At 58.8% G+C, this 19,520-nt stretch carries 15 protein-coding genes; 3 read left to right on the top strand and 12 right to left on the bottom strand.

What is annotated here, in order from left to right; translation table 11 throughout:
- Positions 1-42 precede the first annotated feature (42 nt).
- From EDC26_RS14135 to hrpA, 6 genes are all read right to left on the bottom strand, one after another.
- Positions 43-765: a polysaccharide deacetylase family protein gene (locus EDC26_RS14135; protein WP_132583723.1), complete on the bottom strand. Its 723-nt coding sequence runs from the start codon at positions 763-765 to the stop codon at positions 43-45.
- Positions 766-1,168: 403 nt separating this feature from the next.
- The gene (locus EDC26_RS14130; protein WP_132583721.1) at positions 1,169-1,921 is read right to left on the bottom strand and encodes a glycosyltransferase family 2 protein; all 753 of its coding nucleotides are present in this window, start codon (positions 1,919-1,921) and stop codon (positions 1,169-1,171) included.
- Positions 1,918-2,760, bottom strand: a complete 843-nt coding sequence (locus EDC26_RS14125) for a polysaccharide deacetylase family protein (protein WP_132583719.1) — start codon at positions 2,758-2,760, stop codon at positions 1,918-1,920. The genes EDC26_RS14130 and EDC26_RS14125 overlap by 4 nt, the downstream gene beginning before the upstream one ends.
- Positions 2,757-3,857 (bottom strand): glycosyltransferase family 4 protein, encoded by a 1,101-nt coding sequence (locus tag EDC26_RS14120; protein WP_132583717.1) that lies wholly within the window; start codon positions 3,855-3,857, stop codon positions 2,757-2,759. Before EDC26_RS14120 ends, EDC26_RS14125 begins: the two co-directional genes overlap by 4 nt.
- Complete coding sequence (gene dnaE / locus EDC26_RS14115; protein WP_132583715.1) at positions 3,854-7,345, bottom strand: DNA polymerase III subunit alpha; 3,492 nt, start codon at positions 7,343-7,345, stop codon at positions 3,854-3,856. Before dnaE ends, EDC26_RS14120 begins: the two co-directional genes overlap by 4 nt.
- Positions 7,346-7,393: 48 nt before the next feature.
- Positions 7,394-11,224 (bottom strand): ATP-dependent RNA helicase HrpA, encoded by a 3,831-nt coding sequence (gene hrpA / locus EDC26_RS14110; RefSeq protein ID WP_132583713.1) that lies wholly within the window; start codon positions 11,222-11,224, stop codon positions 7,394-7,396.
- Positions 11,225-11,298: 74 nt separating this feature from the next.
- On the opposite strand from hrpA, the gene argA reads away from it, so the two are divergent.
- The 3 genes from argA to EDC26_RS14095 all read left to right on the top strand — a co-directional run bounded on the left by argA (position 11,299) and on the right by EDC26_RS14095 (position 13,835).
- Positions 11,299-12,654 carry an amino-acid N-acetyltransferase gene (gene argA / locus EDC26_RS14105; RefSeq protein ID WP_132583711.1) on the top strand — a complete coding sequence of 452 codons (1,356 nt, stop codon included), beginning with the start codon at positions 11,299-11,301 and terminating at the stop codon, positions 12,652-12,654.
- Between the two features lie 2 nt (positions 12,655-12,656).
- Positions 12,657-13,421: a glycosyltransferase family 25 protein gene (locus tag EDC26_RS14100; protein WP_132583709.1), complete on the top strand. Its 765-nt coding sequence runs from the start codon at positions 12,657-12,659 to the stop codon at positions 13,419-13,421.
- A gap of 141 nt (positions 13,422-13,562) precedes the next feature.
- On the top strand, positions 13,563-13,835 hold the full coding sequence (locus EDC26_RS14095; RefSeq protein ID WP_132583707.1) for an oxidative damage protection protein: 273 nt from the start codon (positions 13,563-13,565) through the stop codon (positions 13,833-13,835).
- Positions 13,836-14,574: 739 nt separating this feature from the next.
- On the opposite strand, the gene phoU is transcribed toward EDC26_RS14095, so the two are convergent.
- The 6 genes from phoU to radA all read right to left on the bottom strand — a co-directional run bounded on the left by phoU (position 14,575) and on the right by radA (position 19,486).
- Positions 14,575-15,300: a phosphate signaling complex protein PhoU gene (gene phoU / locus EDC26_RS14090; protein ID WP_132583705.1), complete on the bottom strand. Its 726-nt coding sequence runs from the start codon at positions 15,298-15,300 to the stop codon at positions 14,575-14,577.
- A 134-nt stretch (positions 15,301-15,434) separates the two neighbouring features.
- Complete coding sequence (gene rpiA, locus EDC26_RS14085) at positions 15,435-16,118, bottom strand: ribose-5-phosphate isomerase RpiA (RefSeq protein WP_132583703.1); 684 nt, start codon at positions 16,116-16,118, stop codon at positions 15,435-15,437.
- Between the two features lie 35 nt (positions 16,119-16,153).
- Entirely contained in the window at positions 16,154-16,519 is a 366-nt protein-coding gene (locus EDC26_RS14080; protein WP_243700920.1) for a Spx/MgsR family RNA polymerase-binding regulatory protein, read from the bottom strand.
- The gene (locus EDC26_RS14075) at positions 16,516-17,214 is read right to left on the bottom strand and encodes a 3-deoxy-D-manno-octulosonic acid kinase (protein WP_132583699.1); all 699 of its coding nucleotides are present in this window, start codon (positions 17,212-17,214) and stop codon (positions 16,516-16,518) included. The genes EDC26_RS14080 and EDC26_RS14075 overlap by 4 nt, the downstream gene beginning before the upstream one ends.
- 39 nt (positions 17,215-17,253) lie before the next feature.
- Positions 17,254-18,030: a sulfite exporter TauE/SafE family protein gene (locus tag EDC26_RS14070; RefSeq protein WP_132583697.1), complete on the bottom strand. Its 777-nt coding sequence runs from the start codon at positions 18,028-18,030 to the stop codon at positions 17,254-17,256.
- Positions 18,031-18,130: 100 nt separating this feature from the next.
- Positions 18,131-19,486 (bottom strand): DNA repair protein RadA, encoded by a 1,356-nt coding sequence (radA, locus tag EDC26_RS14065; protein ID WP_132583695.1) that lies wholly within the window; start codon positions 19,484-19,486, stop codon positions 18,131-18,133.
- Positions 19,487-19,520: the final 34 nt, after the last annotated feature.

Genomic DNA, 19,520 nt, shown 5'->3' with positions numbered 1-19,520 from the left:
CCATGCTTCACTTTCGCGTTCACAACCGATTTACAAACAGAATTAATCTTTACGACGCCGGTCTTCCAGGCGAGTCAGGCATTTTTGCATAAAACGCAAAATATGCGTCGATCGGGAGATCGGCACGCGCGGGATGCCATACAAATCATCCGAAGGCCGGACCAGACCGCGCACCGTGGTGGTGGCATTGTGATAGCCGGCGCGTTGCACCATGGCCCGAATCGCAGGGGTTTCATTGCCATAGGGGTAACAAAAGGCGGTGACCGGGGCGCCCAGAGCCTGCTCAAGTTCATGCTTGGCCTGCACAATCTGGTACTCAGCCAGTTCGGGCGACAATTCAGAAAGATGAACATGATCCAGAGTATGACAACCGACTTCGTGCCCCGCCTGATCCCAGGCACGCATTTCATCGGCCGACATCAGCGCCGAAGGGGCCACGCCTTTCTGCGCGTCCCATACATTGCTGCCATCCAGCTGACGAGCCACAAAATAATTGGTCGCGGTGAACCGCAGCTCATCCAGTACCGGCATGGCGTTTTGGTAGACATTGCGATAGCCGTCATCAAAGGTAATGCCAAATACCTTGCCCTGCCGTTCGCCTTTCAGATAGGGCATCAGGTCGCGCATCGCCAAGCCGCAGTAGCCCAGCCGCCGCATCCAGACCATCTGCCGCCTGAAATCCGACGGATGAACCGTCAAGGCACGGTAAGGCGAGCCTTTAGGCTCGGGCCGGCCGATCTGGTGGTACGTAAGAATTGGGATCATGAAGCGATTATATCGAGCGTGCGGGGTATTGACGACATCGTACTCATGAGGGGTGCCGCCACATTAGCAACGGCCCCCTAACATCCACCACACGAGCGTCGTGGCCAGTCAAGGTGGGGCGGGCGATTCGGGCGCGCCGCGTGCAGGGCCGGCTTCGGGGATCCAAGGCGTGCGCTGTTTGAGTGGGACGATTGCGAATAGCCCAGTGGGCTATTCGCCCCACGAGTTCGCACGCCGCCCCGAAGCCGGCCCTGCACGCGGGTAGTCATGGCGCAGCCATGACCGCGCCCGTTCGAGCCCGACCCGCCTTGACTGGCCACGATGCGGGGCTAGAAGACGGTTCTAGGCAAGATCAGATTAATGCGAAAAAAAATGCCACCCACAAGGGGTGGCGCTACAAAATCTAGGATTTATCGCGCTTGTTGAGGAACAACAATTTACTATAGCGAAAGAAATTTCCGGCGGCGCCGGTAGCGGCCAGGATGAAGCCTTCCTTGCCATCCAGAAAGCCCCGCCGGAGGATATAGATTCGAATAAAAGTCCAGGCCCCATGGCCTGCGGCCCCCAGCGCGCTGGTTTTCTTCCCCCTCGCATGCATCATGGCCGCCGCATCCGAGGAATAACGATTCATCTTGGCGATCAGGCTTTCCATATCCGCATACGGATAATGCAGGAAATGCCCACCCAAAACGACGGCGGGATACTCCGACTGCACGCTTTCGTGCACGGCTGCATCCGAAAACCGGGCGGTGCCTCGCTTGAACAAGCGCAACACATGATCGGGCCACCACCCGCTGTGGCGTATCCAGCGCCCACAAAAATTCGACAGGCGCGCAATCTTGTAGGCCTGAGCCCGCGGGCTTTGAAGCTCGTCGCGAATGGCCTGCGCCAACTCAGGCGTGACGCGCTCGTCGGCGTCGATCGACAGCACCCACTCCTGGGTCGCCAAATCAAGGGCCCGATTTTTTTGCGGCCCAAAACCAGGCCAGTCCATGGTTTGCGACACCTTTGCTCCTTTTGCCCGCGCAATCGAACAGGTGTCGTCGGTGCTGCCGGAATCGAGCACGATGATTTCGTCGGCAAAAGCCACCGAATCCAGGCATGGCCCGATATTGCGGGATTCGTTTTTGCTTATGATGATGACCGATAGTGTCATGAGCGCGACCTGAGCCCCCGCTGCCACAACTTCCAGCGATTGAACAAGGGCCCGATGACGGGGTGCGCGGCGATCTGGATGCGCCGCCCGAACGAACTACCCGACGTATCGCGGACCGCAAAACGGTAAATCGATGCAGGATCAGTGCCAGGCCGATTCTGCCCGAAGGCCTGAGTGGTGTACAGATAACGAAAACCCGCCTCTTGGGCGATACGTACATAATCGGCGTCAAAATAACCTTGAGGCCAGCAAAGGTGCTCGGACACCTCACCAAGATTCGCTCGCAGCGCCGCACGGGACAGCGCAAGTTCTTCGCGCATGCGTTCATTTTTCTCGGCGACGCGAACGCTTTGATCCCAGCGGGTATGGGTGTGTGTATGACTATGAAACTCAAAAACACCGGCTTCATGCATGGCCTGAATTTCGCTCCAGCGAAGAATCACCTCGTCGCTGCAGCCTTGTTCGATGCGCCGTTCGCACTCGGCGTGTGCAGGCGTAGCAGGCAAGCCGTCCTGCCCGAGGTATTGGCGAACGGGTCCGTCATTGACCCACGAAGTCACCAAAAAGACGAGCGCGGTATAGCCATATTTTTTCAGCAGCGGATACGCATAGACCCAGTTATCCAGATAACCATCATCGAAGGTGATCAAAACGGACCGAGCCGGTGCCTTCTGGCCTCGCAGATGCCGGGCGAACTCGGCGCTGGATAAAGAACGATAGCGATGACGCGCCAGCCATATCAATTGCCTCTCGAAATTGTCGGGCGAGGTCGTGATCATGCCCGCAGAAGGAGAGATGTGGTGGTACATCAGGACCGGAACCGCCTCCGCCCGCTTCATGCGCGCCTCTCGGCGAGCCAGCGCGCATAACAGGACTCGATGCGCTGCACCATGGCCTCGGAACCAAAACGCCCGCTGCTGCGGCAAAACTGGATACCGGCCTGCCCCATTTTGCGCCGCAAGCCGGGATCGTCGATCAACTTTTCAAGGGCCGCCGTAAGCGCCGCCTGGTCTTTAAGCGGAACCAGCAAGCCGCTGATGCCCGCCTGCATCATCTCCGGCACTCCATCCACATTGGTGCCGATGACCGGCAGCCCCGCCGCCCCAGCCTCCACAAATACGGTCCCGGACGCTTCTTTCTGCGTGGCCAGCGCAAAGATATCGAAACCCGCCAACAGGTTCGGCACATCGCGGCGCGCACCCAGCATATGCACCCGGCCCTGCAAATTTTTCGAATCGCTATACGCCTGTATTTCCTCGAACACAGGTGAGCCGCCGCCCACCAGAACCAAGTGCACATTGGTGCGCTGCCTAATCAAAGGTTCTATGGCGTCGATCAAATCGCGATGCCCTTTTTGCGCGCGCATGACGGCAACGCAACCGACCACGATGTCATCGGCGGCCAAACCCAGTTCCGTACGCAAAGTAGACTGCTGCGGCGCTTCCTGCAGCTCAACGGCCGGATACACGGTGGCCACGTAGCCGGGTGGAACGCCGCGTTCAATCAAATGATTGCGCACAAAATCGCTCGCGGCGATCACCCGATGCGGCATGATGGTGTAGGACAATAGAGAACCCACGCGATTGGCCAGATGACGGGTGCGCACGATTAAAGGCGTTCCGGCCAGGCGGCCGGCCGCGGCCGCAATAACCGTATCGCGGCGGCTGTGGCAATTGAGCACATCGAATTCACCCGCAGCCAATATTTCACGAATGCCCGCAACGCTTCTAAAGTAATTGGCCGGCCCATCCATAAACGTCGTGTGTACCGTAAACCCTTCGGCGCGCAAACGTTCGGTCAACAAGGCGTGGGGTTGACACACGGCTTCAAGATAGTGGCCGTGCTCGCGCATCGCCAGCATCATCCGGTAAATATATTGCTCCTGCCCGCCAAAACTGGTGGCCGCTTCAGAATGCAGAATACATAACGGCGTCATGAATAGCGGATCTCCACGCCATCGGGCGCCGTCCAGCGGGCCAGTTGCTCGAACAGGCTATCGGCCATGCGCACGCGCCACTCCTGGCCCAAACGCAGCGTGCAAAGAAAACCGCCGCGTTCAAGCACGATTTCGACAGGCACCCCGGGCACCCCGTTCTCGGGTTCTGCGCGAAAAGGATTGAGCACCTGACGCAGCCGCGCCGTGTCGGCGTTGCCATTCAGGGTGATACGCAGGGCCTGGGCCCGTTCTTCGCGCGCCAGTTGCAGATCGAACAGGGATTCGGCGGAGATTCGCAAGCCGCCCGAATAATCATCGTGGCTGACCTTGCCGTGAATAATGATCAGTTGATCTTCTTTCAGGCGCTGACGGTGCTGTTCGTACAGTTCGTTGAAAATCGCCACTTCAATCTGCGAGGACCCATCGTCGAGCACGGCATAGAGCATCTTGCCGCGCCGTGTCATTTTGGGCCGCACCGCAGCCAGCACGCCCGCGAACCACTGCAAGCCGCGCGCGGCCTCCAGGCGCGCCAGCGGCTTGGGAGCGAAACGGCGCACCTCGTCGCGCCACGCATCAAAGAGATGACCGCTGAAATAAAACCCCATAGCGGCCTTTTCTTCGGTAAGCCGCGTTTGCAGATCCCACGGCTGCACCTTGTTCAATTCACCCTCTACGATATCGTTGCTGTCGTCAGCAAACAGCGATACCTGATTGGCGCTACGCTCGGCCTGTTCGGCGGCTTCGACAGCATTGCCTACGGTGGCAAGCAAGGCAGCACGGTTGGCCTCGATGGCATCGAACGCACCGGCACGGATCAAGGCTTCGATGGTGCGTCGATTAACGGTATGCCGATTGACCTTGTGGCAAAAATCAAAGAGGCTCGTATAGGCACCCTCTTGCTCGCGCGCCCGTATGATTTCTTCGACAGCCCCCTGTCCCGTGCCTTTGACGGCCCCCAGCCCATAGCGCATGGTGCGCGGCGGCTTGCCTTCCAGGGTGTAACGGTCGGCAACCGGCTCGAAACGATAAGGCGACGCGTTCACATCGGGCGGCAGTACCTCTACCCCGTTGGCCAGCGCATCTTTCCAGAAAGTCTGGATTTTGTCGGTGTCGTCCATATCGGCGGACAACGTCGCCGCCAGGAATTCTGCCGGATGGTGCACCTTAAGCCATGCGGTCTGGTAGGCGATCAGCGCATAAGCCGCCGAGTGGCTCTTGTTAAAACCGTAGCCGGCAAACTTTTCCATCAAATCAAATAATTTGACTGCCAGCGCAGCGTCGTAGCCTTTTTTAACCGCCCCCTTTTCAAAGATTTCGCGATGCTCGGCCATTACCTCGGCTTTTTTCTTGCCCATGGCGCGACGCAGCAGGTCGGCCCCGCCCAGGGTATAGCCGCCAATAATCTGCGAAATCAGCATGACCTGCTCTTGGTACACAATTACGCCGTAGGTGCTTTTGAGTACCGGCTCGAGGTCTTTGTGAAAATAATCCACGTCGGCGCGGCCGTGCTTGCGATTGACGAAGTCGTTCACCATGCCCGACTCCAGCGGCCCCGGCCGATAAAGCGCCAGCATGGCGATAATGTCTTCGAAGGTGTTGGGCTGCAAATTCTTGAGCAGTTCCTTCATGCCGCGCGATTCGAGCTGGAATACCGAGGTCGTGTTGCCTTGCGTCAACAGTTTGTAGGACTCCGGGTCGTCCAGCGGCAAGGCCATCAGATCGAACTCACGCTGGTTTTCGTTGAAGCGGCGCACAAAACGCACCGCCCAATCCAGAATCGTCAGATTGCGCAAGCCCAGAAAGTCGAACTTCACCAGGCCGACGGCTTCGACATCGTCCTTGTCGAATTGCGACATGGCGCTGCTATCTGTGCCCGGTTGGCAATACAGGGGGCAAAAATCAGTGAGCTTGCCTGGAGCAATCAGCACGCCCCCCGCATGCATGCCGATATTGCGCGTTAGGCCTTCGAGCGGCCGCGCGAGATCTATAAGCGCCTTGACCTCTTCATCTTGCTCGTAGCGCTCTTTGAACGCGGGCTCCTGCTCCAGGGCACGGCTCAAGGTCCATGGATCGGCAGGGTTAAACGGTATCAGCTTGGACAGGCCGTCGCACAACATATACGGCATATCGAGTACGCGGCCCACGTCGCGCACCACGGCTTTGGCGCCCAGCGTGCCGAATGTAGCGATCTGGCTGACGGCGTCCTTGCCGTATTTCTGCTTGACGTAATCGATAACGCGTTCGCGGTTATCCTGACAAAAGTCAACGTCGAAGTCGGGCATGGATACCCGTTCCGGATTCAGAAAGCGTTCGAACAGCAGGTCGTAGCGCAAGGGGTCCAGATCGGTAATACCCAGCGAGTACGCCACCAGCGACCCCGCCCCCGACCCCCGCCCTGGCCCCACAGGCACGCCATTGTGCTTGCCCCAGTTGATGAAGTCGGCCACGATCAGGAAATAGCCCGAAAACCCCATGCTGGTGATGGTTTTGCATTCCCATTGCAGACGTTCGGAATACGTTGCGTCGTGGGCCAAGCGCTCGCCCGCGTCGGGAAACAGCTGCGCCATGCGCCTCACCAGACCCTCCTCGGCCAACCGGACCAGATAATCGTCCAGCGTAATCCCTTCGGGAGTTGGGAAGTTGGGCAGGCAGGGTGTACCCAGATCGAGCGTCAGATTGCAGCGCTTGGCAATTTCAACCGTATTGGCAAGCGCGGAGGGGATATCGGCAAAACGACGCCACATCTCTTGCGAGCTCAACAGATACTGATCTTCGGTAAAGCGGCGCACGCGCTTGGGGTTGGACAACTGCTCGCCATCGGCGATGCACACCCGAACTTCGTGAGCCCGAAAATCGCTGGCTTCGATAAACTGCACCGGATGCGTAGCAGCCACCGGCAGTTTCAATTCGGCCGCCAGGCGCAAAGCCGCCTGGACATAGGCTTCATCACCCTCGACACCGGTGCGCTGCAACTCAATGTAGTAATGATCGGGGAACCGCTTGGCCCACCACTGCGCCAGCGTTCGCGCCTCATGTTCTCTACCCGCTTCCAACGCCTGGCCGATCTCGCCACCGCGCGCGCCCGACAGGACGATCAGGCCAGCTTTGTCTGCAAGCCATTCGCGACGAACTTCGGCACGCCCGCGGTACTGATTGTCCAGCCACGCCCGGGTCAACACATCGCAAAGATTCAAATAGCCTTGGTGGCCGGTCACGAGCAGCAGCAAGCGGCTGGGCTTGTCCCTGTCCTGATCGTTTTGCAACCATACATCGCAGCCCGCAATCGGTTTGACGCCGTGACTGCGGGCTTTCTTGTAAAACTTGACCAGGCCAAAAATATTGGTCAGATCGGTAAGCGCCACCGCCGGCTGCCCGAATTCGGCCACACGATCAACCAGGCTGGGGATACGCACGATTCCATCCACCACCGAAAATTCGGAGTGAACGCGCAGATGCACAAATGCGGAAGGATTAATTGATTCAGTCATTGCTCAGATTGTACTCAGAGAGCCGCCGTCCGCGGTGTAACCGACTCCCTAGCGTTGTAACATGGACCAGGCCTTTTGCAGCCGCTTGACCGACACGGGCATGGGGGTTCGCAGCTCTTGAGCGAACAAGGCCACGCGCAGTTCTTCAAGCAGCCAGCGGAACTCGTCCAGTCCGGCGTCGGATGCGCCTTTGAGGGCCGACTGCGCGCGCTGATACTGCACCGCCAGCGGCGCCATATCGGCGCTCAGGCGGGCATCCCTGGCCGGGTCGATGCGCAGCTTGTCGATGCGTGCAACGGCCGCCTTGAGGTAACGCGGGTACTGGGACAATTGCCGATACGGGGTGGCGCGCACAAACCACTTGCCCATCAGTGCGCCCACCTGCTTTTGCAGATCGGCATAGGCCGCCGCGTGAGGCTTGGCCTGCGGCAGTTTTTTCTGCAAAACGGCCCATTCAGCCAAAATTTGCCCGGCCAGGCGGGCAATTTCCTGCGCCAGCAAGCCCAGGCGGCTTTTACCTTCGCTGCGGCGCTGTTCAAAACTGGCCCGGTCATCGGGCCAGGGCTCAGCCAGGCAGGCCTGCTCCAGCGCGCAATCGATGATTTGATCTTTTAGTTCTTCCTGAGTGCCCAGGCTCATGTACAACATACCCATATGGGTCAGGCCCTGCAGATTCTTTTCCAAAAATTTGACCTGTTCGCGCAACCCCAAGCGAAACAGGCGCAACAGGCCGGATCGGTGCTGCTGTCTGGCTTCGGAAGGGTCATCGAACACATCCAGGTCGCAATAGGCGCCCCGGTCGATCAGGGCCGGGTAACCCACGAACGAGCGGCCTTTGCGTTTGATTTCCATAATTTCGGGCAAAGGCCCGAATGTCCAGTCGGTCAACTGTTCGTGCGCCAACGCCTGCGCCACCTGATGATCGTGCGCCGCAAATTTCTGAAAGGATTCCTGAGCCTGGCGGCCGTGCTCGGCCTTGAGCTGATCGAGGTTGCGGCTGCCCGACAACATGCGGCCATGCTCGTCCACCACCTTGAAGTTCATGAACAGATGCGCCGCCAAGGTCTCGACCTTGAAGTCGCTGCGCAACGGCCTGACCTTGACGTGTTCCCACATATCGGCCGCAATGGCTTCCAGCAAGCCCATATCGGGGCTCGCCGCCCGCTCAAACCAGCGCTGAAAGAATTTGTCTGCATAATCGGGCAGGGGTACGCAATGGCGCCGCATTTTCTGCGGCAAGGACTTGAGCAGCATATGCACCTTTTCCTTCAGCATGCCGGGGACCAGCCATTCGCAACGCATGGGGTCGATCTGGTTCAAGGCAAACAAGGGCACGAGAAGCGTTACACCGTCGCGCACCGAGCCGGGCTCAAAGTGATATTCAAGCGTCATCTGCACGCCCTGCCACTCCACCTTTTTGGGGAATACATCGGTCGTCACTCCCGCCGCTTCATGCCGCATCAATGCGTCGCGCGTCAGCAGCAGCGCCTCGGCCTGTGTCTTGTCCAGCCTGCGGGCCCATTTCTCCAAAGTAATCGTCTGACAAATCTCCGCAGGGATTTGCTGATCGTAAAAAGCGTAGATGAGCGCCTCGTCGACCAGAATGTCCGGACGGCGCGATTGATGCTCCAGCTTTTCGATCGAGGCGATCAACTGCCGATTGTGACTGACGAACGGCAGGGCCGTGTCAATATCGCCCGGCACCAGAGCCTGCCGGATGAACAGCTCGCGCGCCTCTACCGGATCCACCTTGCCAAAGTGAATGCGGCGGCCCGTGTAGACGGGCAAACCGTAGAGAGTCGCCCGTTCGTTGGCCACCACCTGCCCGGCCTTTTTTTCCCAGCGGGGGTCGGACCACACACGGCGAATCAGGTGTGCGCCGGCCCGCTCCAGCCAGACAGGATCGATTTTCGCCACACAGCGTGCATACAGGCGGGTGGTCTCGATCAACTCGGCCGCCACCAGCCAGCGTCCGGCCTTTTTAATCAACCGCGAACCCGGATGAATCTGAAAACGGATGTCGCGGGCACCCTGGTAACCACCACCCTCTTCGCTTTTAAGACCAATATTGCCCAACAGCCCCGCCAGCAACGCCATATGGGTCTGCTCGTAGGTCGCCTCCAGCGTATTCACGCGCCAGCCCTGCTCGCCCACCAGCGCCGCTAGCTGGGTATGCACATCGCGCCACTCGCGCAAACGCAAAGGCGAAAGAAAATTCTGCCGCAACAGACTAACCAGCTTGCGCTGCGACGCTTTGTGCGTCACTTGCTCGCCATACCAGCGCCATAGTTTCAGATACGAAAGAAATTCGGATTTATCGTCGCCGAACTTGGCCTGCGCGGCTTCGGCCGCTTCGCGCTCTGCCAGGGGCCGATCGCGGGGATCCTGCACCGACAGGGCAGAGGCAATAATCAGGATTTCCGTCAGGCACTGTTGATCCCGGGCCTCAAGTATCATGCGCGCCAGGCGCGGATCGACCGGCAGACGCGCCAATATCTGCCCGGTCTGAGTCAACTGATTGGCCTCGTCCAGCGCCCCCAGCTCTTGCAGCAAATGATAGCCATCGGCAATCGCCCGTCCCGACGGCGCGTCCACAAACGGAAAGGTCTCGATATCGTCCAGGCCAAGGGCCTTCATGCGCAAGATCACCGAAGCCAGCGACGAGCGCAGCACTTCAGGATCGGTAAAGGCGGGCCGATTCTTGAAGTCGGCTTCGTCGTATAGGCGCACACAAACGCCCGGACCAATCCGGCCGCAGCGCCCCGATCGTTGATTGGCCGAGGCCTGGCTAATCGCCTCGATATGCAACTGCTCCACCTTGTTGCGCCACGAATAACGCTTGACGCGCGCCAGACCGCTATCGACCACATAGCGTATCCCCGGGACAGTCAGGGAGGTTTCCGCCACATTGGTGGCCAGCACAATGCGCCGGCTGTTGCCTTGCGGATGAAAAATGCGTTCCTGTTCGGCCTGCGACAATCGGGCAAAAAGAGGCAGCACTTCGGTGCCCAAGGGGTGGCTTTTGCGCAAGGCCTCGGCCGCCTCGCGGATTTCGCGCTCCCCGGGCAGAAACACCAGGACGTCGCCCGCTCCATGACGGGCGCATTCAGCCACGCCGTCAACGATGGCGTCAATCAGGTCGCGCTCCTCGTCCGCGTCAGCGCGACGACGGGCCGAATCGGCCTGCTCCGCAACAGGCTCTTGCCGTACGGGACGATACAGAATATCCACCGGATACAGCCGGCCCGACACTTCAATGACCGGAGCCGGGACGCCCTGATGCGAAAAGTGCTGCGCAAAGCGGCCGGCATCGATGGTGGCCGAGGTAATGATCAGCTTCAAATCGGGCCGTTTCGGCAGCATCTGCCGTAAATAGCCCAGCAGGAAATCGATATTCAGGCTGCGTTCGTGTGCTTCGTCGATAATGATCGTGTCGTAACGACGCAGGAGCGGATCGCGCTGCGATTCGGCCAGCAAAATTCCGTCGGTCATCAACTTGATGGCGGCCTGCGGGCCGGTACGGTCGCTAAACCGTATCTGATAACCCACCCAATCGCCCAGTTCGGTTTTCAGCTCCTCGGCAATTCGCCTGGCCACCGACGTGGCCGCCAAACGCCGCGGCTGGGTGTGGCCTATCATCTTTATACTGCCGCGCCCCATCTCCAGGCAGATTTTGGGCAACTGTGTGGTTTTCCCCGAGCCCGTTTCGCCGCACACAATCACCACCTGATGCGCCTCGATGGCCGCCGCAATATCCTGGCGTCGGCCGCTGACCGGCAGGTCTTCCGGATAACGGATAGGCGGCAAGGGGCGAGGCGCGTCTGACCGTTTGCGCGGATTTGACGACACTTTGGCAGTTGAATTCACAGACTCTTGCATAAAAATTCTTTTTGATGGGCTGCACTCATTATAATTTTGTGCAACTCACCCTCTGACCTATTAAGCTAAAAAACATGGCCCCCAACGAACCAGATACCGTATCCGCCCAGGAAGCACCCGAATTTGCGCCGGCTCAATTTGTTCGCTGGTTTCGCGAAGTGGCGCCGTATGTGCATGATTTTCGCGGCAAAACCTTTGTCATCGCCTTCGGCGGCGAGCTGGTGGGCGACGGCGCGCTCAACACCCTGGTGCAGGACCTGTCCCTGTTGTCGGCCGTGGGGGTCAGGCTGGTGCTGGTGCATGGCTCGCGGCCGCAAGTCAACGAACAACTCAAGCTCAAAGGCTATCAGACGCAGTTCGGGCGCGGCACCGAACCGACCAGCGTCGAAGCGCTGGAATGCGCCAAAGAGGCCGCAGGTGAAATCCGCCTGGATATCGAAGCGGCATTCAGCCAGGGGCTGCCCAATACCCCCATGTCGCACGCCCATATCCGGGTCATTTCGGGAAATTTCGTCACAGCCAGGCCAGTGGGCGTGATCGACGGCATCGACTACAAACATGCCGGGGCCGTGCGCAAACTGGATCTGGACGCCATCAAGAACATTATCAACCAGGGCGCCATCGTACTCCTGTCGCCGCTGGGATTCTCGCCCACCGGCGAAGCCTTCAACCTGGCCATGGAAGATCTAGCCACCAGCGCGGCCGTATCCTTGCGTGCTGAAAAACTGATTTTCCTGACACAGGGGCGCACGGTGCTCGACGCCGACGGCCTGGTCGACACCGAGTTGGCGCGCGAAGATGCCGATGCCTTGCTGGCGACCGGCACGCTGGATGAAGACACCGCCTCGTTTCTGGCGCATGCTTCGCGTGCCGTCAAGCGCGGCGTTGCCCGCGCCCATCTGGTTCCCTACACGCTCGACGGCAGCGTGCTGCTGGAAATATTCACCCACGACGGCGTGGGCACCATGGTGGTCGAAGATACGCTGGACGATCTGCGGCCGGCCACCGTCGACGACGTGGGAGCCATCGTCCAATTGATCGAGCCGCTTGAAGAGGACGGCACCCTGGTACCCCGCGGCCGCTCCGTCATTGAGCGCGATGTGGAAAAATTCACCGTGCTCGAACACGATGGCGTCATCTACGGCTGCGTCGCCCTGATGCCCTACCGTGACGAAAACATGGCCGAAATGGCCTGCCTGATCGTTCATCCCGAATGGCAAGGCACGGGAGAAGGCGAAATATTGCTGCGCCATACCGAGTCTCGCGCCCGCGCCATGGGAGCCCGGCGCCTGTTCGTACTGACCACACGTACCTCTCACTGGTTCATCAAGCGCGGCTTCGTGCAAGGCGGAATTGCCGATTTGCCCCGCGAACGCCAGGCCCATTACAACCGCTCGCGCAACAGCTTGATATTCATCAAAAAGCTTTAAGCATGCCGGCACTGCCCATCTATGTCGTCAGCCTCTCGTCGGCCAGCGCGCGGCGCGATTTCATGCGTCGGCAATTTGCCGGCCTGGAGGTGCAGTACGAGTTTTTTGACGCTATCAACGGGGCCGAAAACCCCGATTATTATTTGTTCAAAAAATACAATGACAAAAAACGAGCACAACGCAGAGGCCAGGGTACGCCGCTGCGCCTGTCTCAACTGGGCTGCTTTGCCAGCCACTATCAGCTATGGGAAAAATGCCTGAGCGATGATCAGGCCATGATCGTGCTGGAAGACGACGCCATCTTGCTGGCGCCCTTCATGGATTTCTATGAACGAGCGGCCGAATTTGCAGATAAATACGGATTCGTCTGGATTGAACCCAGCAACAAGAACAAGGACCATAAAGGCCTGACGCTGGAACAAATCGGCCCCTTCACGGTAAAAAAATTCTCCAAAGGCTTTTCCCACACAGCCGGCTACTTGCTGGCCCCCGCCCAAGCGAAAAAATTGTTGGCTCACTGCACCGAATGGATTTATCCGGTCGATGATACGATCGACCGTTTCTACGAACACAAAGTCGAAGCGATAGGCGTGGATCCCATTTGCGTTCGACCCGACGAAAGTTTTGAGTCGGCGATCAGTTCAGGAGAATCCACATACAAACGCTCACCGCAGGACATAATGCGCCGCGAATACTCCAGCCTGGCCGATACCATCAAACGCAGCATTCATAATGCAGGGTTTTTCATTCGGCACAAAATGCGGTGAAATCGCGATCGGCGTTTAAAACAGTATTGAAACGCGATTAATGCCCGGAGCGAGCCCAAAACCTGACAACAGGGCATCGGCCAACGCTTCATCAGTACAATACTTCTATTACTTATTTATTCGCTTTAAAGGTGCAACGCCATGGCACGAATGGTTCAATGTGTAAAACTCAAGCGCGAGGCCCAAGGGCTGGATTTCCCCCCCTATCCCGGCCCCCTGGGCACGCGGATATGGCAAAGCATCTCGAAGGAAGCCTGGGGACAATGGCTTGATATCCAGACGCGCCTGGTCAACGAGAACCGCCTCAACCTCGCCGACGCCCGCGCCCGCAAATACCTGGCGCAGCAAATGGAAAATTTTCTGTTTGAAGACGGCTCGGTGGAAGCCCAAGGGTATGTGCCGCCGGAAGAATGAAAGTCCCGGCCGGGATGATGTAGCGGCAGCCCTTGTGGCTGCCATCGGCGTTCTAAAAATACCGTGACGGTTATCAACGATTTTGGCAGCTACAAGAACTGTCGCTACAAGCGACGACCGCGCCAACATCCATCACACGATGCGAGGCTAGGGCATTTTCGGTTGAAGTGTTTACGGAACTGAACGGGTTTCGTGTCGCTGTTTTTTTGAGCCGTTTGGGTGGGGTAATCGTTTAGGGTTGGGTAGTTCTATTAAGACGCCGCAGGGCGAGGGGTGGGTACCGTCCGGTCCGTCCAGCGGTCGGGGCGCTGCGCGCTCCGACTGCCCGGGTCTGCCTCGTCCAGGCGGGCGTCGGGCGAATGACCGGACGGTACCCACCCCTCGCCCTGCGGCTGCGTTGATGGCATGCACCGAGGATATGTGGGGGCCGGCGGGTGTTCGTTCGATGGGGGTCTACGGGCAACGTGATAGAGGCAGGCTACAGGCAACGACAGAGGTAGCTGCCGGCAAGTGAATTCTTGGCATGCCCCGCCCCGGCCCCCATAGACGGCGTCTTCAGATACCCAACCGACAAATACCCAAACATCCCGCGCCGTATATGGCTTGACCAAAAACGCTCTGGAAGGAGGTTCTAGCCAAGATAACATTAATGCGAAAGGATGAATGCCACCCACAAGGGGTGGCGCTACAAAAGTAAAGGGGCGCTACGGGTGCCGCTACAACGAAGGCGCTGATACCATCAGATCTCGTTTTCTTCGTCGGGGACCCCGCCGCGGGCGGTACGCTCGGTGTTCTTGACGCCCGTGTGGCGCACATCATCACCGCGCACCATATAAATAACCCGCTCAGCCATATTCTTCGCATGATCGCCAATGCGCTCCAGCGAACGGGCAATGAAAATCAAATCAATGGAACGTGAAATCGTGCGGGGGTCTTCAATCATATAGGTAATGACATGACGCAAGGAAGCCTTCCACTCCTTATCCACATCCTTGTCATTACGCACCACCATCGCCGCATGAACAGGATCTTCGCGCGCAAAAGAATCCAGTGCGTCGCGTATCATCGTCGCCACATGACTGGCCATATGCCGCAACTCGATCACCGGCACATAGGGAGTCTCGGACTCATGCAGGCGGCGCGCCATCTTCGCGATCTTTTCAGCCTCATCGCCACAACGCTCCATATCGGTCAACATCTTCGAAACCGACAGCAACAAACGCAAATCGATGGCGGTCGGCTGATTGCGAGCGATCAACAGACCGATGAGTTCATCGATTTCAACCTCGAGCCGATTGACATCCTTTTCGCGCTCCCTCACTCGATCGACCAGGCTCAAGTCGCCGCTGGAGAGTGCCTCCATACCCTCTTGCACCATGGCCTCGACCACCCCTCCCATCTGCAGGAACAGCGAGCGCGTGGTTTCCAGATCGGAATGAAACTGTTTATTCGTATGCTCGGACATATCAGCCTTGGATCATCGTAAAAGTCAGTCGGTAGTCAGTCGGTAAAGCGGCACGCCGAACGCCCAAACGCGCCGGCAAATAATAAGTCTATCACTCAGGCCATTCTCAATCCTACACCGAAATTATGACCGGTTTATGACCGCGGCGAATACAGCGTCTGGACGCCTTGCTGCGTCGACAGCAAGGCCACGTCGGCCCCCGCAATGGCAAACAAGCCGCAAGTCACGACACCTGCGATATTGTTGATCTGCGCCTCCAGTTCGGCTGGAGACTCGATCCGCAGGCCCGACACATCCAGAATCTGGCAACCGTTGTCGGTCGTAAACCCCTGGCGCAAGGCGGCGGTCCCGCCAAACCGGGCGACACGGCGCGACACCTCGGCAATCGCCATGGGAATCACTTCAATCGGCAAGGGAAATTTGCCCAGACAGGGTACCAGCTTGGATTCGTCAACAATACAAACGAACCGGTCAGCCACCGACGCCACGATCTTTTCGCGCGTAAGCGCCCCGCCGCCGCCCTTGATCATATTCAGGCCGGCGTCGATTTCATCGGCCCCGTCGATATACACCGGCACGCGATCGATCTGATTCAGGTCGAACACATGAATGCCCAGTGCCGTCAGACGCGCCGAACTACGCTCCGAACTGGACACTGCACCCTTGAAAAGGTGTTTATGCGCCGCCAGGCCGTCTATGAACAAGTTAGCCGTGGACCCGGTGCCGATCCCGATAACGACATCCGGCGCAAGCAGGGGTAAAACGTAATCGAGCGCCGCACGGGCCACCTTCTGTTTAAGCTCTTCCTGGGTCAGCATAGAAACAATCCTGAAAAAAAATCAATCCGGGCACGTCAGCCGCCCAACAACTCACTGTACTTTTTGTCGGAAAAACCGACACTCACCGAGCCGTCTGCCTCAACCATGACGGGGCGTCTCACCAGGGCAGGAAACTCGGCGACGAGCTCCGCCCATTGCGCATCGGATTCGGGAGCCTTGCGGCTATCAGGCAGGTTGCGCCACGTCATGGACGCGCGATTGACCAGCTTTTCCCAACCACCCAGCTCACGCGACCATTTCTGCAACTGCGGTGCGGCAATGGGCTCTTCGCGATAATCGATAAAAGCATAGGGCTTTCCATGTTCATCCAGCCATGCCCTGGCCTTGACACAGGTGCTGCATTTATGCAGCCCATACAACGTTAGGGTTTTCGTCTTCAAGCGCATCTCCGATAAGCCTTATCAAGTGTTTCCCAATACGCGACGCCGACCGGACCCGCCACTTTTTCCAGCGACCGGCGCAAACGCAATAAATTATTCCGGCGCTGTGAAGGCGACACGCCGTTGCCGCGTCCGCGGTCGAAATCGATCAACCACACCTTGCCATCATCGCCGAGCAAAATGTTATAGGCATTCAAGTCGGCATGCCACACCCCCGCCTGATGCATGGAAAAGATAGCCTCGGCCACCGCCTGATGGCTGGGCCGATCGAGCACCTTGGCCAAGGTCTGCACATGAGGCAAACGTTCAATCAATATCGCCGCGCGATACGTCATCCCGCTACGCCAATATGCCGCCGCCAAAGGCGCTGGAATCGGCAAGCCCTGAGCGTGCATGTTTTGCAACAGTTCGAACTCCGCAAATGAACGTACACGCCCCGCGCCCGCCCAAACGTAACGATCCCGGCTAAGGCGTGCGATCAGGCCGCCACGCCGGTAATGACGCAGCACGCCAGCCCCATACTCGCCCTGCGTGTACCAGGCGCCTTGACGCCCGCCCACCTGCACCGGCGCAGCCCGATTTTGGGGTGCCTCCGGATCAAACAGGAACGCGCCGGGATGCCCCACGCGGCCAGGATCAAAACGTATTGCCCCGTCTTCCAGGGTAATCTCTGCGCTACGCACGGCGGGCTGCATCAGGACACCTCTGCAAAAAGCCAGCGCGTAGCCATCGTGTCAGGCCTTGGCCAGCAATAAAAACATGATTACCAGCAGCATCACGGCAAATATTCTTTTCAGACGCGGCTCGGGCATCGAGTACGCAAGCCGGACTCCATAGGGAACACAGCAAATGCTGCCGATCGCCAATGGTATCCCTTGCGACCAGTGGGCCTGTCCATGCGCCGAATACGTCAAGAGCGCCACAAAGGTTCCGGGAATAATGGTGGTCATCGCCAAAGCCTGCGCCGAAGTTTGCGGCAAACGAAAAAACGTGGTGAGAAACGGTACGGCCACCACCGACCCGCCTACGCCAAAAACACCCCCTATCGTACCGGCCAGCACCCCTACCAGCGCGAACCAACCCTTGTGGTAGTCTGCCGCGCTGCGAGGCGGCGAGGCTGGCCGACCATTTGGGTTTCTTGGCCGGCTCTGGAAAAAATAAAAGATGGCGATACCTAAAATGAATACGGCATAAACACGGCGCAACAAGGTGGGATCGATGCCCAGGGCAAACCGGGCGCCCAGCCACGTAAAGACAATGGAACCCGCGGCGCCGGCCGCAGCGGCGCGCAGATCGATTTTCGAATACTGATTGTATTTGCGCACCGATATCAGCACCGCCGGCAAGACCATGATGAGGGCCGTGCCCTGCGCAGCCTGCTGCGGCATGCCGAACACCAGGCCCAGCAGGGGAATGGCCAGCAAACCGCCGCCGATACCCAGCACCCCGCCCGTAAACCCGATCAGCGCGCCAGACAAGAGGCAGCCCAACACGATTAGGTACCACTCCACCTGGGTATTCCTTTATGAAATATGGCACCCACGAGGGGTGCCGCTACATATCCGCCACGGCCAAGATGGCGTCTACATGAAATTATCGCCATGAACGTCATCATTGGCGCAGGCGATCTATGGCGGCATCCACGCGATCCACTGCCCAGATATCCAGGCCTTCAATGGCCTGCCTGGGCGCATTGGCCTTGGGGATAAGCGCTACGTTAAAACCCAGCTTGGCCGCCTCGCGCAACCGCTCCTGGCCCCGCGGGGCGGGGCGGATCTCGCCCGCCAGCCCCACCTCGCCAAATACAATCAGCCCCTTGGGCAAAGGCCGATTGCGCATCGAAGACATGATGGCCAGCAAAACGGCCAGATCAGCGGCCGGCTCGGTAATCTTGACGCCCCCCACCGCATTGACGAACACATCCTGATCAAAAGTGGCAACGCCCGCATGACGATGCAACACAGCCAGCAACATGGCCAGGCGCGTGCCTTCGAGCCCCACTGACAAACGCCGCGGATTGGGGGCATGCGCGCTATCAACCAGGGCCTGAATCTCGACCAGCAAAGGCCGCGTTCCCTCCTGAGTGGCCATCACGCAAGAGCCCGCCACATCCTGATCATGCTGCGACAGAAACAAGGCTGACGGATTGCTGACCCCGCGCAAACCTTTGTCGGTCATGGCAAACACGCCTAGCTCGTTGACGGCGCCGAAACGATTCTTGAACGCCCGAACAAGCCTGAAGGATGAATGAGTGTCACCCTCGAAATACAACACCGTGTCGACAATATGTTCGAGTACGCGCGGCCCCGCCAGCGTTCCATCCTTGGTCACATGGCCAATCAGGACGATAGTAATGCCTGTCTGCTTGGCCAGACGCGTCAGTTGCGCCGCGCACTCGCGCACCTGCGAGACGGAACCCGGCGCAGCACTCAGTTCGCTGGAATAAAGGGTCTGGATCGAATCAATGACGGCCACGCTGGGCCGCGTCTCGGTCAACGCCGTCACAATCGCTTCAAGGCGGATTTCAGCCAGGAGATTGATCCCGCTGGTCGCCAGTTCAAGACGCCTGGCGTGCAACGCCACTTGCTCGGCAGATTCTTCGCCCGTCACATACAGCACGTTTACGGCCTTGGACAAGGACGCCATCGCCTGCAGCAAAAGCGTCGACTTGCCGATGCCCGGATCGCCCCCGATCAGCACCACGGCGCCGGCGACGAGGCCGCCGCCCAACACCCGGTCGAATTCGGGAATGCCCGATGGCTGGCGCGGCAACTCGCGCGCCTCGATCTCAGCCAGGCTGCGTATGGGGCCGGCGCCCGCCAGAGGAGCAAAACGATGTGTGGATGTGCCCGCGTCAAGCGACTCTTGCAGCGAATTCCAGGCATTGCAGTGCGGACACTGGCCCGCCCATTTCAGGCTGGTGCCACCGCACTCCATGCATACATAGGAACTTTTCGATTTGGCCATACCCGCAGTTTAACCGGGTATGCGCCTGCCGATT

It is taken from the genome of Paralcaligenes ureilyticus (assembly GCF_004346225.1).
Lineage (GTDB): Bacteria > Pseudomonadota > Gammaproteobacteria > Burkholderiales > Burkholderiaceae_B > Paralcaligenes > Paralcaligenes ureilyticus.
This window is presented reverse-complemented; position numbering and strand designations above follow the sequence as displayed.